At 64.4% G+C, this 14,616-nt stretch carries 2 protein-coding genes; one reads left to right on the top strand and one right to left on the bottom strand.

Annotation, left to right across the window (positions count from 1 at the left end; genetic code table 11):
- Positions 1–29 precede the first annotated feature (29 nt).
- Positions 30–13,754 carry a hypothetical protein gene (locus tag ACFFNA_RS21880; protein ID WP_378921519.1) on the bottom strand — a complete coding sequence of 4,575 codons (13,725 nt, stop codon included), beginning with the start codon at positions 13,752–13,754 and terminating at the stop codon, positions 30–32.
- A gap of 318 nt (positions 13,755–14,072) precedes the next feature.
- Here ACFFNA_RS21880 and ACFFNA_RS21885 point away from each other — a divergent pair, with 318 nt between their 5' ends.
- Entirely contained in the window at positions 14,073–14,606 is a 534-nt protein-coding gene (locus ACFFNA_RS21885) for an invasion associated locus B family protein (RefSeq protein WP_378921521.1), read from the top strand.
- The last annotated feature ends 10 nt before the right edge of the window (positions 14,607–14,616 follow it).

A 14,616-nucleotide genomic window follows, 5' to 3' on the forward strand; every position in this document is an offset into this window, starting at 1 on the left:
GCCAAACTGTTTACACTTGAATGTTGCGATCAAGGCGTGGGCGGCGGCAGTGGCGGCGCGGCCTGACTGAAGAAGACATTGGTGTCGACGCGCATCGTGTTTCCCGGCGCTGCGCTGGCGGTAAGTCCATTCGCCGCCGCGAGAGCATTCGCATCGGCCTGCGTGACGTTGACATGGTCAGAACCGCCAGGCGCTCCGCCGATTCGCGCGGTGGTGGTGCCGCCGCCGGCATTTGCATTCGAGAAGGTGTTTCCGCTTACCAGCGCGTTGATGACGCTGGCCCCAGCGGTATTGAAGTTGTTGATGAACAGTCCGCGGTCATCGAGGATGTCGCGGATTGTGTTGCCCGTCAGCGTGATATTGAGGGTGCTCGCCGAATTCTGGGTGCCGTTACCCGACTGAACGAGGATGCCTTCAAAGCCGCTTCCGGCCCCGTCGCCCACACTTTGCACGATGTTGTTGGTGACGCTCAGCGTCATGGTGCCGCTGGTGGACTCGTCGTGGATGTCGACGCCATTGCCGATCAGCGCTCCCGAACCCGCGACACCCTGTGTGCCGACGGTCGTGTTGCGCAGGAAGCCCGTCACGTTGGCGGTGCCAAAGTGATTGATGGCTATGCCCACCGCGCGATTGTGTGTGACGAGATTGTTGTTCACGTCGAAGTTGAGGGTGCTGGAACCGGTGGCCGTCAGCGTAATACCCGAATTGTTGGTGTCGAACGTGTTCAGGCCGCCAGCGGTGCCGTCGCCGAGATGGACGTTGAGCGTGCCATCGTCAACCGAGCCCGCAAAGCCCGTTGCGGTGAACGTCGCCGGTGCCGACAGGTTGCCGCTGAAGGTGTTGTGCGTGGCATGAACCGTCGCGGTCGGCGTTCCGGCGAGGCCGCCGGTGGTCAGGTCGATCTCGAACTGATCGCCCGCAACCGTCGAGGCCCCGTTGTTGGAGAAGGTGCTGTTGGTCACCACCAGATCGGCCAGGGTGCCACCGGTGTTCTGGATAAACACGTTGTGGACATAGGCATTGCTGACGGTGAGGTTGTCGAATGTCGTCAGGTGCGTTGCGTCGCCGGTCAATTCGAACAGATAGATGTTGCCCTCGCCATTGCCGGCGGTCGAATTGCCACTGCCGGATACGGTGTCACGGTTTAGCACCAGGCCGTTCACGCCAGTTCCCAGGATACCATTGCCCTGCGAGCCGGTGATATTCATGTTGGTCAGGCTGACATTCTGCGTGGATGTCAAGCTGACACCGTCGCCGGTCGAGTTCACGATGTTGCCGCCACTGCCCGCGGTCGTGCCGGTGCCCGTCACCGTCAGCCCGCCGCTTGAGCCGGTGCTGTTGAGCACTATGCCATTGACGGCCCCGGTGGCCGAAATGCTGCGGAACGTCAGGCCCGAAGCCCCAATCGTCGTGTTGGCGACGTTGAGCGCGGTGCCGCTGCCCGAATTGATCGTGCTGCCGGTACCGCCGGCCGCGCTCACTGTGCCGCCGCCCGTCGCGGTGAAGCCGGCAGAGTTGCTGGCCGAGGTGTCGATGGTCAGCGTGTTGGCGAAATTGATCGTCGAGCCGGTGTTGATATTCAGGAAGATGCCGTCGCTGGTGCCGGTCGAGGAAATCGTGCCGTTGAAGGTGACCGTGCCGCCGGTGCGGTTCTGGATGTCGATCGTGCGGCCGTTGCTGGTCTTGGTGATGCTGCCGCCGTAGGTGACGTTCGCCGTGCCGCCCGAACCGAGGAACGATGCACCGCTCGCGCCGGTCAGCGAGCCGGTGCCGAGGCTGACCGTGCCGGCGCCGGTGACGCCGCTGACCACGACATTGTTGACGCCGCCTGCCGAGGTGGTCGAGGTGAAATTGATGCCGGTTGTGGTGGCGACGCCGTTGAGGTTGACCGCCTGCGCGCCGGTGGAATTGATCGTGCCGCCCGTCACGTTGACCGTGCCGCCGCCGGTGGCATTGAAACCAATGCCGGTGGTGGTGTTGATCGCCAGCCCACCGCCGGGGAAATTGACGGTGGCGCCGGTGTTGGTCACCAGGTCGACCGCCGTAAAGGCGCCGGTGGTCAGCGTCTTGGTGCCACCACTGAAATTGAAGGTGCCACCGGTATTGCCGTGGACGAAGATACCGTTGTCGAAGCCGCCCGTGGCGGTGAGATTGCCGGCCAGCGTGATGGTACCGGCGGTGACGCCGGAGATATCGACGATCTTGCCTGCCGCGGCGGTTTTGCTGATCGTACCGTTGTAGGTGACGTTTGACGTGCCGCCGGCGACAAGGAAACCGACACCGCTCGGGTTGGTGATCGAAGTACCGCTGGAGAAGCTGAATGTGCCTCCCGAGCCATTGAGGATGTCGACGCCGGCGTCACCGCCATTCAGCGTCGTGGTGCCGTTGAAATTGTAGGTGCCGTCGGCATTGTCGAACTGCAGGCCGGTGCCGTTGGTGGCCGACAGCGTGCCGGTGCTGAAGGTCAGCGTGCCGGTGGCGTGGCCGCCTGAAACGCTGATCAAGGCGGCATTGTTCGCCTGGGTGATGTTGCCGCCATAGGTGACGGCGGCGGTGCCGCCGACGACGTTGAACGCGGTTCCGGTCGGGCTGGTGATCGAGGTGCCGCTGCCGAAGCCGAAACTGCCGCCCGATCCGGTGAGGATGTCCACCCCGGCGTCGCCGCCATTCAGCGTTGTTGTGCCGTTGAACTGATAGGTGCCGTCGGCATTGTTGAACTGCAGGCCGGTGCCGTTGGTCGCCGACAGCGTGCCGGTCTGGAAGGTGATCGTTCCGGTGGTGTGGCCCGTGACCGCGACCAGCGCGGCGTTGTTGGCCTGGGTGATGTTGCCGTTGTAGGTGACGCTCGCCGAACTTGTGTCGACATTGAACGCCGTGCCGGTCGGGCTGGTGATCGAGGTGCCGGTGCCGAAGGTGAAGGTGCCGCTCGACCCGGTCGTGATATCGACGCCGGCATCGCCGCCATTGAGCGTGGTGGTGCCGTTGAAATTGTAGGTGCCGTCGGCATTGGCGAACTGCAGGCCAGTGCCGTTGGTCGCCGAAAGCGTGCCAGTGTTGAAAGTCAGCGTGCCGGTGTGTCCGGCCGAAACGCTGACCAGGGCGGCGTTGTTCGCCTGGGTGATGTTGCCGCCATAAGTGACAGCGGCCGTGCCGCCGACGACATTGAACGAAGCGCCCGAAGCGCCGCTCAGCGCACCGGAGCCGAGGCCGACGGTGCCGCCGACACTGGTCAGGCTGACATTGTTGACGCCGCCGGCCGACGAGGTCGAATCCAGCGCGATGGTGGCGACGACCCCGGAGAGGTTGATCGCCTGGCCACCCGTGGCATTCACGGTCTCGGCGGCCGCGGAAGCGGTGATGCCCATCGTGCCGCCGGTTCCGAGGATGCCGGTGCCGGTGGTGGTGTCGATGGTCAGGCCGCCGGTGAAGCTGGTCGTGCCGCCGCCTTGCGAGAGACCGACGCCGCTGGTCGTGTCGATGTTGGCGAGGCCGGTGACGTTGAGCGTGCCCGTCGCGACATGGATGCCGCCGCCGGTTGTCGAGGCGTTGTTCACCGTCACCGTGTTGAAATTGAAGGTGCCCGTGTTGACGTTGATGGTATCGATGCCGAAGCCCGTCGTGTTGGAAACGCTTGTCGCGCCGGTGACCGTGAAGGTGCCGGCAACGCCGTCGAAGGTGATGCCGCTGGCGACGCCGTTGACAACGGCGCTGACGCTGGAGAACGTCATGTTGACGGTCAGCGGATCGAGATCGAAGGCCGCGCCGTTGATGGTGGTGACCACGCCGGCGCTGCTGTTCAGCGTGAAGGTGGTGGTCTTGGTGTTGGCGATCACACCGGTGCCGCCAGTGTTGGCGAGGCTGAGCGTGCCCAGATCGAAGGTGCCGCTGGTGTTGGTGAAGCTGAGGCCGTTGCCCTGGATCCGCGTGCCGGGAGTGCCCATGCCGAGCGTGTCGGCGCTGACGGTGCCGCCCACGCCGTTGGAATCGAAGCGGACATTGTTGAAGACGATGCCGCCGCTACCGGCGCCACCGGTCACTTTGTTGCCGGCAAACGACCGGATCGCGATCGAATTGTCCGTCGCATTGATGTTCTGGCCGACGAAGGACGCCGCCAGCCCGGACGCGGTCGACCTGAGCGTGTTGCCGTCGATCGTGGCGAGAAGCGTGTTGGCAGCCGCACCGGTGGTCGAGAAGTCGAGTGCGTTGCCGCCGGCGGTGATGATGTTGTCCCGGATCACAAAATTGGAGGCAAGCGTGGCATTGACGAAAATGCCGGCGCCGCTGCCGCTGTTGAGGGCCGTGACGTTCTGGACGCCGGCGGTAATGACGCCGGTGCCGCTGAATGGCAGGTTGATCGTCGCGGCCGCGCCGCTGCTGGCCAGGATCGGGTGTGAATTGTCGAGGCCGCCGGGGTTCGTGACGACCGTCGAAGCCTGGATGGTGGTGAAGTGGAAGGAGGACGGCGCGCCAAGGCCGCCGCCGACGCCGAGCGGCCCCACGTCGATGTCCGCATCGCCGGACATGAACGAGATCACCGCTTGCCCGTCCTTGAGGTCGAGCGAACTGTTGCCGATGTTGATGGTCGCCTGGTTCGTGTCGACGGTCTTGTCGATCAGCACGAAGACATTGGCGGTGGAAGCCTCCGCCTGGGCGACGCTGCCCGGATTGAGGAAGCTGCCGTCACCGGTGCCCGAAATCTCGCCGGCTGCGTCGATGTAGTAGACGCTGATCGCCGACAGGTTCGAGATGTCGCCGACGAACGTGACGTCGTCGAAATCGTAATTGCCGCTGAGCGGCAAGGTGTCGGTGGCGTGGATGACCTGGCCGCCGGTGGTCTGGATCAGCGATTCGGCGGGCCCTGCGCCGTCACCGAACACCAGCGTTGCATTGGTCGTGCTGGAGAACTGGATGCCCTGCGCGACATTGGTGATGGTCGACGTCTGGGCGCCGCCGGGATTGACCGTATCGCCGAACTGGATGGAGGCGGCGCTCGTGGTTCCGGCCATGTCGATGCCGAGCGTACCGGCAAAGCCACCGCCGGCGACGTCGAAATCACCGGCGTTGATGCCCGTGCTGATGACCGCGCCGTTGAGATCGAGGCCGATGGCGTTCGCACCACCGAGCCCGATGTTGAGGCTGGTAATGCTCAGCGCCGAGCCGAGCGTGCCTGCGACATCGAAGCCACGCGAGGTGATGCCTTGCAGGTTGACCGTGCCGAGGATGATGCCGCCGCCGCCGACATTGTTGAGCGAGACGCCGGTGGCGGCGCCAGTGGCGGAGATGGAGCTGAAATTGACACTGCCCGCGCCGACCGTCGCGCCGTCGAGCTTGAGCGCGGTGCCGGTCGTCGTGGTGATCGTGTTGCTGCTGCCGGTGACGGTGACCGTGCCGGTGCCGGCAGCGAAGCCCACCCCGCCTGTCGTCGTTATGGCAAGGCCGCCATTTGTGAAGTCGACGATACCGTCCGGATTGGCAGTCAGGCTGACGCCGTCCGTCGCGCCCGATTTGATCTGCTTGCTGGCGCCGGAGAAGGTGATGGTTGCCGCCGTGCCGTTGTCGATGTTGGCAACGACGATATTGCCGCCGGCCGCCGCGTTGCCGTCGGTCAGATTGCCCGACAACGTCACCGAGCCGCCGGTCAGTTCCTGGATCGAAACCGCCGCCCCGCTGCCGTTGCTGGCGATGGTGCCGGCATAGGAGATGGCCGCGTTGCCGCCGCTTGCGTTGGTGGCCGAACCGACATTGAAGGCGGCGCCCGAACCGGTGTTGGTCAGCGTCCCGGTACCGAGGTTGAGCGAGCCGGTCAGGTTCTGCAGGTTGATGCCGTTGTCGGCGGCGAAGCTGGCGCTGACCGAGGTGAAGCCGCCGCTGACGCTGGCGTTGCTGATGCTGACGCCGGTGCCGTTGGTGGTGGAAACGGTGTTCGTGCCGGAGAGCGCCACCTCGCCGCGGTCGGCGGAGAAGCCGGTGCCGCCGCTGTTCTGGATGGCGAGGCCACCCGAGAAGGTCAGCGTGTCGGTGCTGCCGGCCAGGCGCTGCCAATTGACGCCGCCGCCGCTGGCGTTGGTGATCGAGACCGCACCGGCGAAAGTCACCGATGTCGCGGCGAGGGTGCTGGTATTTTGGATCTGGATGGCGTTGGACAGCGTACCGTCGATCGTCACCGGACCGTTGAACAGCAGCGTCGGCGAAGCGGAGATGTTAGCCAGATAAATGCCGTTCAGGCCACCGCCGCTCGAATTGATGGCACCGAACTGAGCCGAGCCGCCCGAGCCGTTTTCGATCCTGGTGCTGGCAAACCAGATCGCCGGCTGGCCGGTGGTCGTCACCGTGTTGCCGGCCGCGCCGAAGAACAGCGTGCCGCTAAAGTTGGACAACAGGCCTCCGGCGTTGACGGTGTTGACCGTCACGACGCCGGAGAAGCCGACGCGATTGCCAATGCCGATCTGCGCGAACAGGGCATCCCCCAGGCCGGGATTGGCCCCGGTGCCGTCGACATTGAGAGTGGCCGTGCCGAGGTCGATGCTGTTGCCGCCGCCCGCCGCGTTAGCCGCGTAGACGCCGATCGCGCCTGGAGCACCAAACCTCACGCTGCTTGCGGTCCTGACCGCAACATTGGTTGAGTCGAATTTGAGATCGCCGGCAGCTGCTCTCACGGAGAGGCCGTAGCCACCGACGCGGTTCGTCGTGGTGCCGGCGACGAAGGCACCGCCGTCGACCTGGTCGATACCGACTGTGGCCGCGTTGGCGTCGAAAACGACGGTGTCCAGCGAGAAGCCGCCGACTTCACCCTTGTTGCCCAGAAGCGTGATGTCGGAGAAGGCGCTGACCTTCATGGTACCGACGCCGACCGAGCCATCGACCGAGGCGATATCGCCACCCGTTGCCGAAAGCGTGAGGTTTGACAGCGCGATTTCGCTGTTGGCCGCACCGTCGCTCAGCGACAGCGCGCCGCCGTCGCCACCGGCGACCGTCGCCCGGTTGAGCACGAACTCGGTGATGCCGGTGCCGTGCACACCGATGCCGCTGCCGGTGTTGGTGATGATGACGTTGTCTATGCTGGCGCGGCCGGTGAAGTCGACCGTGTTGCCGCTCGCCGTGGTCAGCGTCGGCAGCACGGTGTCGACACCATCAGGCGCATCGATGATGCTCGACGAATTGATGTTGCTGAATTTGAAGTTGCCGCCGAGCGTGCCGCCAACTCCGCCATAGGGCGCGGTATCGATGGAATCGCCGGCCTTGAGGCCGATCAGGATCTGGCCGTCGGCAAGGTTCAGCGTGTTGTTGCCGCCGCCATTCTGCTGCGCCAGCATCATGTTGATGAGATTGCTGGTGCCGTTCTGCGAGCGGTCGACCAGCGCAATGATCTTGGCGCCCGACGCTTCCGCGCCGGCGATCGAGCCCGGATTGTCGGCGGTGCCGTCGCCGGTGCCGTTCGGGTCGACATAATAGATGGTCGAGCCCTGCGCTTCGGAGATGTCGCCGATGAAGCCGGTGGGGCCGTTGACATCCTTGAAATTGTAGGTGCCGCCGGCCGGGAAGCCGCCGGTCGAATTCAATATGTCGACCGCCTTGACCGTCGACAGCTTGTCGGCCGTGCCTTCGCCGTCGCCATAGATGAAATTGACGGCGGTCGTGCTGCTGAACTGGAAGCCGATGCCGGGACCATTGCCGGGGCCGCCGATGGTGGAAGCGGTCAGATTGGCGGGCGCGCCGGGATCGCCGAGCTGGATGGTGCCGGTGCCGGTGGTGTTGGTGAGGTTGACCGCCGTTGTGCCGGTCGAGCTCGCGCTGGTCAGGTCGAAATCGGTCGCGGTGATGGTGCCGTTGACCACGGCATTGGCGAAAGTGATGCCGGTCGATCCGTCGCCGGTCATGGCGATGCCGAGGCTGGCGAAGGACAGCGTGCCCGAATTGGTGCCGGAAACGCTGACGCCGGTCTGGTTCAGCCCGACGTTGGTGACGTTGGTGGCGCTGAAGGTGATGGAGCCCGAATTGGTCGACAGGCCGATACCGGTGGTGCTGCCGCTGACGTTGACCGCGGCGAAGGTGGCGGACGCGGTGCCAGCGACATTCGAAACGACAAGCCCGGTTCCGGTTGCATTGGTGATGGAGAGCAGCGCAGAGGCATTGAAGCTAGCGCCGGCGCCAAGCCCGCCAATCACGGCACTGCCGCCGCCTGTCGCCAGCCCCCCCATTTCGCCTAAGCTGATCGCGGTGTTGGTCGGCGCCGTCGTGGTGCCAATGGCGAACAGGTTGCCGGTACCGGTCGAGACGACGTCGACGAAATCTACCGAGCCGCCTGTGGTGCCGTCGACCTTGACCGCGGTGCCCGGTGCGCTTGCCGAACTGGATATTTTGGCCGACACAGTAATCGCTGCACTGCCGCCGGAGACGACGACGCCGTCGCCGCTGCCGGAATTAGTGATGTCGCCGCCGCCGATATCGACCGTGCCGGTGTTGTTGGTCAGGCTGACATCGGCGCCGGAAACCAGCGTCGTCTCCAGCCTGGAGACATTGACGGTCGCGGCGCTGCCTTGCACCACGAAGCCGGGGCCGTTGCCGACGACTGTGTCGATCTTCGTCGTGCCGTGGAAGCTGTAGATGCCGCTGGCGACATTGGTGAGACGGATGGCGTCGCCGTTGACTCGGTTGATATCGACGGCACCGAAGGTAACATTGCCGCCACTGGTGTTCTGAATGACGATGCCGCTGGAAACGGCACCGCCCGAGCCATCCACGGTGACGCTGGAGAAATTGACGCCGGCCGCGCCGATCGTCATTCCAGTGCCGCCGATGAGAATCCCCTTCTCATCCAGCCCGGCGCCTGTCGCCACGGTATTGCTGGTTCCGGTCACCGTCAGCGTGCCGCCATTGATGGCGCTGAAGCCGTAACCGCCGTCGGTGGTGAGATCGAGCCCGCCTCTGAAGTTGATCGTGCTGCCGGTGTTGCCGGTCAGGTCGATCGCATTGACTGCGCCAGTGCTGGCGGTGATCTTGCCGCCGAACGAAGCGCTGCCGCCGGTCAGGAAGGAAACCTTCACCGCGCTTGCCGCGCTGGTCTGGTTGATGGTGCCGCCGTAGGTGACGTTGGCCGATGAATTGGCGATGGAGAAGGCGTTGCTGCCGGTGTTGGCGATGGAACTCCCAGCCCCGAAGTTCAAGGTTCCACTCGAGCCCCCGAGGACGCTGACGCCTGTGCCGCCGCCGGTGATATCGAGATCGTCGAAAGTGGCGGTGCCGTCGAAATTGTTGGCGAACAGCGCGACACTGTTGGCATTGGCAATCTTTGTGTTGCCGGTGAAATTGACGGTCGCGCTTGAATCGAGAAGCACGATGCCAGTCGTGCTCGCGCTCTGGACGGTCAGGTTGTTGACCGTGACGATGCCGGTGGTGTTGTGAAGGAAAAGGCCAAACGCGGCACCGCTGATCGTCACGCCGCCGATCGTTGCGCCGTTGCTACCCGTTCCGTCGATCGCAAAGCCGGAGCTGCTGACGCTGAGATTCTTGACGAGGTTGCCGTTGGCGAGGTCGATGGTGTTGTTGGCGGCGTTGTTGAGCGTTGCCCCGCCAAAGCCGAACGGATCGGCCTGCGTCGCGCCGGTGACGAGATGGGCGCCAGTGACGTTGGCGGGCGGCCCGCCCAGCGTGACGGTGCCGCCATTGGCGAAGGAAACAATCGACTGGCCATTGGCGAGCGTGAAGCCGTCGGCGTCTGTGTTGGTGGTCTGGACAGCCGCCGTCTTGACCAGAACGAAGATCGTGTTGCCAACGGTGGTCAGGTCGTCTGCCGCCGCCGCATTGATCAAATTGCTGGCGCTGGAGCCATCGCCGAGGCCCGTGCTGGTCGCACCGACATAGATGACATTGGCGACGTCGAACAGCTGCGGCCCGTTCAGCGCCGTATCGTTGAAGGCATAGGTGCCGCTGCCCGGGTTCAGGCCGCGCATGTCGAGCGAAGCCGTCGTGCCGGTAATCGAACCGCCGCCGAACGAGAAGTCCGTGTTGGCGGTGGTTCCAGCCGCGCCATGCGTGCCCATCTGCACACCGGTGCCGGCCGAAATGGTGCCGGTGCCGATCGTCACCGAGCCGCCTGTGGTGCCGGAAAGGTCGATGCCGGTCGAAGTGCCGGCGCCGGTGATGTCGAGCGAGGTGGCGGTGAAGGTCGACTGGCTGCCCGACAGGTCGAGCCCGGTCTTGCCGGTCGGCAGGCCGGTGATGTCGATATTGCCGAAGGAAATCGCGCCGTTGGTGCCCGAAACGTCGATGCCGTTCTGGGTCGGCTGGCCGACGCTCACATCGCCGAACGTGACGGCACCGGAATTGCCATTGAGGGCTATGCCGTTCTGGGCCGGCTGATTGATCGTCACCTGGCCGAGCGTGACGGCGCCGGAATCGTTGGTGAGCGAGATGCCGTTGCCGGATGTCTGGGTGACGGTGACCGCGCCGCCGAAGTTCACCGTGGCGGAGCTGTCGGAGATGGAAATGCCATCCGAGGAGGTGTCGGAAATCGTCGTCGTGCCGGCAACGGAGAAATTGCCGGTGGCGTTGGACAGGTCGATCCCAGCTTGCCCGCCGGACTGGCTCACTGTGTTCAGCGTGACATCGAGAATGGTGACGCCAAACCCGCCAACGCCGCCGCCGGAGAACGCCGAAATGCCGTTTCCCGAAACCGTACCGCCCGCTATCGTCAGTTGTAAGGCGCCAACCGTAGCAAGCGCGACGCCCCCTTTGCTGTTGTCGTTCGCTTCCAGCGTCTCGAATCCATAAGATCCGTCACCGACGATGAACAGACCGGTGTCGGAATTGTTCGAAAATGTCGTCGTGCCTGTGAAATTGAAGGTGCTGCTGCCGCCGTTGATCAACAGGCCGATGCCGCCGTTGCCGCTCGAGTTCAAATTGTCGGCGGTGACGCTGTTGGTGCCATCGAACAGCACGCCGTTGAGACCGGCGCCCGAAACGGTCAGGCCGGAGATCGTGACATTGCTGACATTGCTGCCATGGACGCCGTTGGCGCTGCCGCCGGCGACGTTGAAATCGAGCAGCGAGCTGTTGCTGGCCAAGGTGACGACATCGCCGGCGCCGCTATTGGTCAGCGTCGCCGCGCCGCCTGCATCCGAGATGGCATCGGTGTGGGTGACATTGTCGCCGGTCACATTGACCGGGATGCCGCCGAGCGAGAAGGTCCGCCCGTTGGCGAACGAGGCCAGCGTCTGCCCGGCGCCGAGCAAGAAGCCGCCAGCGTCGTCGATGGCCGTGCCGCGATTGACCAGCACGAAGATCGCGTCGGCGTCGGTGTTGGCATCAGCCGTCGCGATCGAGGCCAGGTCCAGCAGCGAGGAGCCGGTGCCGGTGCCTGTCGCGGAGGCGCCGACGAAGATCACATTCTGCACGTCGAACTGCTGCGGGCCGCTGAACGTGGTCGAGCCGAACGCATAGTGGCCGAGCGTCTGGTTGAGGCCGCGCGCGTCGAGCGAAGCGGTGGTGCCGGCAATGGAACCGCCGCCGAAGCTGAACTCGGCATTGGCCGAATTGGCCAGCGAGCCGGAAATGCCGAAGCGCACGCCGGTGGCGACTCCGGCGATCGCACCGCCATCGGTGATGACGATCGTAGCCCCGCCCGAGGTCGGCGACGAAAGATCGATGCCGATCGAGCCGGCAGCATCGGTGCCGGTGATGTTGAGCGACTGCGCGGTGAAATTCGTATGGCTGCCGGAGAAGTCGAGGCCGGTGCCGACGCCGAGGCCGGAGATGACGATGTTGCCGGCGACCACCGCCGCATTGACGCCGGCAAACGAAATGCCGTCGCCGCCAGGTGCCGAGATGGCGATATCGCCGAAGCGGATCGCCGCCGGCGAATCCGAAATGTCGATCGCCGGTCCGGTCGTGTTCGAGATCGTCGTCGCACCGCTGACGGTGAAGCTGCCCGAGACCTGATCGAGGACGACGCCCGATATGCCGCCGGACTGCGTGATCGAATCCAGCACCACATGCGCGGTGATCGGATCGATGAACACGGCGGTGCCGCCATTGCCCGACACGGTGCCGCCGCTGGTGGTGAAGCTGCCTGATGTCGCGGTGCCTTGCACGGTGATGCCGCGGTCGGCATTGTCCTTCGCATTGAGCGTGGCGAACGTATAGGTGCCCTTGCCGGTGGCATCGAGCCCGTCGTCGCCATTGCCCTGCAACAGCGTCGTGCCGGTGAAATTGTAGGTGCCGTCGCCCTCGATGTGCAGGCCGTCGAGGCCATTGTTCTTCGCGGTGAAGTCCGAACCCTTGATGCCGGTCGAGGTGCCCGTGAAGTCGGCGCCATTGCCACCGGTCCCTGTCACAGTGACATGGGTCAGCGTGGCGCCGGTGATGTTGTTGCCGAAGATGCCGTCGGCGCCGCCGGTGATGGTGATGCCGTTCAGCGTGTTGCCGTTGCCCAGCGTAATGACATTGTTGGCCGGATTGGTGCCCTGGATCGTGCCGTTGCTACCGCCCAGGTTGAAGGTGCTGGTGCTGCCGCCGGCAAGCAAAGCGGTGACGCTGCTGCCACCACCGATGACGGTCTCGCCATTGGCAAGCGTCACACCGGCGGTCGTCAGGTTGCCGGCGCCGCCAAGCGCCACGACAAAGCCGCTACCGGCCTTGGTGACGGCATCGTCCAGCGTCGTCGGATCGCCAATGGTGCCGAGGCCGAGCGAGTTGCCGCCATCGGCGAAGAAGAAATTGCCGAAAGCAGCGCCCGTGGCGGCATTGATGGCGATGCGCGTCGTCGTGCCGCCGTCCACGTCCTGCGACTGGATCCTCACGCCGATATCGCCGCGCACGCGCTCGTTGACGCGTTTGCGCAGGCCTTCGCTGGCCGGATAGACCGGCTCCGGCCCGTTGTCGGCCCCATTGTCGGCCCCATTGTCGGCATTGTCCGAGCCATGGCCGGGATTGAACGGGATGTTCAGCCGGACGCTGCCGGCGAACTGGGTGTCGTCGCGATTGTCGTTGCGGACTTCGCCGGCGAAGACCAGCGAGGTGTTGCTGCCGAAGACATCGCCGATCGTATACTCGAACCCGGCCTTGGCGCCGGTGACGCCGTGGTCGTCGCCGTGCGGGTCCTCGAAGTGATAGCCGCCGATATCCACGCGCAGCGAATGCTTGTCGGGTAGGTTGATCGGCACCTGTGCGCCGACCTCGCCCTCGATGCCCCATGCCGCGTATTGGCGATGATCAAGCACCGAGATCTGCTCGAGCAGCTGGTTTCCGACCAGCGACAGGGTCGAGTTGGTCGAGTGATCGTTGTAGTCGCCCTTGATCGGCAGATAGACGTTCACATGCGCGTCGAAATGCGGCGTGATCGCCTCGGCGCCGAGCGTCGCGGCGGTGAACTGGTTGCTGTTGAAGTTCTCGACATTGAGATAGGCGTAGCCGCCGATCATCAGGTCCGGATTGACGATGCGGCGGATGCCGAGGCCGACATCCTGGCCGAAGCCATCCTTGAAATCGTGCTTGGCCCGGAGATCCAGGAACAGCACTGATTCGGCGGTCTGCTTGAGCGGGATGAAGCCTTCGAGCGCGGCGTTGCCGCCATTGTTGTCGGCGCCGACGATGGCGCGGATCTGCGGCTGCCACAACCCGTTCGGGTCGGCATAGGCGGCCATGCTGGAAAGGCCGAGCGCCAGCGTCGTGAGCGCCGTCGTCTTCCAGAGATGTCTTGCAAAATACGAACGGCGATAGCCGGCGCGCACGCGGAAATCCTCCCCACGCGCCGCCATCTCACCAACTTGCCGAGAATTCTCGGTAGTGCCCATCCCTGGCGAGTCCTTCTGGGACTGCACGTCCCGCGTGTTATTTCTTACTCGAATTGTATTGTAGAGCGAGTCTCGAACCCTTCGATTTCTAGGGGTTTCCTCCAATTTTCTTTCGTGTGTCCGAAAGGTCACAGTACTTTTGCCGGCTTTCTTGGCTCCGGCACGACTTCCTAAACAGTCGGGGGTGTTGTATCAAATCCCACCGAAGAGAATACCTGACGGAGGCAAGAAAGAATGCGGGGTATAAAGAACATGGCAGTAATTTTAGCTCGCACTAATCTATTGATCGCGAGTTCGGCCGCCCTGTGGCTGACCTTGGCGGCCGCTGGACCGGCCCTTGCCGAAGAGGCCAAGCCGGCACAGCCGAAGCCTGCCGACGCCAGTCCAAAACCCGCTGATGCCAATCCGTGGGCGGTGAACTGCTCCAGCGGCTCGGCGAGCGCCGAGCTTCAGTGCCAAGTGTCGCAGAACCTGACCGAAGCCAAGTCCGGGCAGCGCGTGCTGACCGTGACCGTGCGCCGCGAAAGCGGCAATGGCGGCCTGGCCATGCTGCTGGCCTTGCCGCACGGGCTGTTCCTGCCCTCCGGCGCCTCCTTCCAGATCGACCAGGGGCAGAAGACGACGCTTGCCATCCAGACCAGCGACCAGAACGGCGCCTATGCCGCCACGCCGCTGTCAGCCGACCTCATCAAGGCCATGAAGTCGGGAACCAATCTGAACATCGGCATGGAATCGGTCACCCGCAAGCCGGTCACCATCCCGGTGTCGCTGGCTGGCTTCACGGCCGCCGTCGCCAAACTGGAATCCATCAAATAGCTGACGCCGT

Origin of the sequence: Mesorhizobium kowhaii (assembly GCF_042431665.1) — a bacterium.
GTDB lineage: Bacteria > Pseudomonadota > Alphaproteobacteria > Rhizobiales > Rhizobiaceae > Mesorhizobium > Mesorhizobium kowhaii.

Excerpts from the sequence above, each read along its gene's own strand:
- ACFFNA_RS21880 (WP_378921519.1), bottom strand. The coding sequence starts at position 13,754 with ATGGCGGCGCGTGGGGAGGATTTCCGCGTGCGCGCCGGCTATCGCCGT.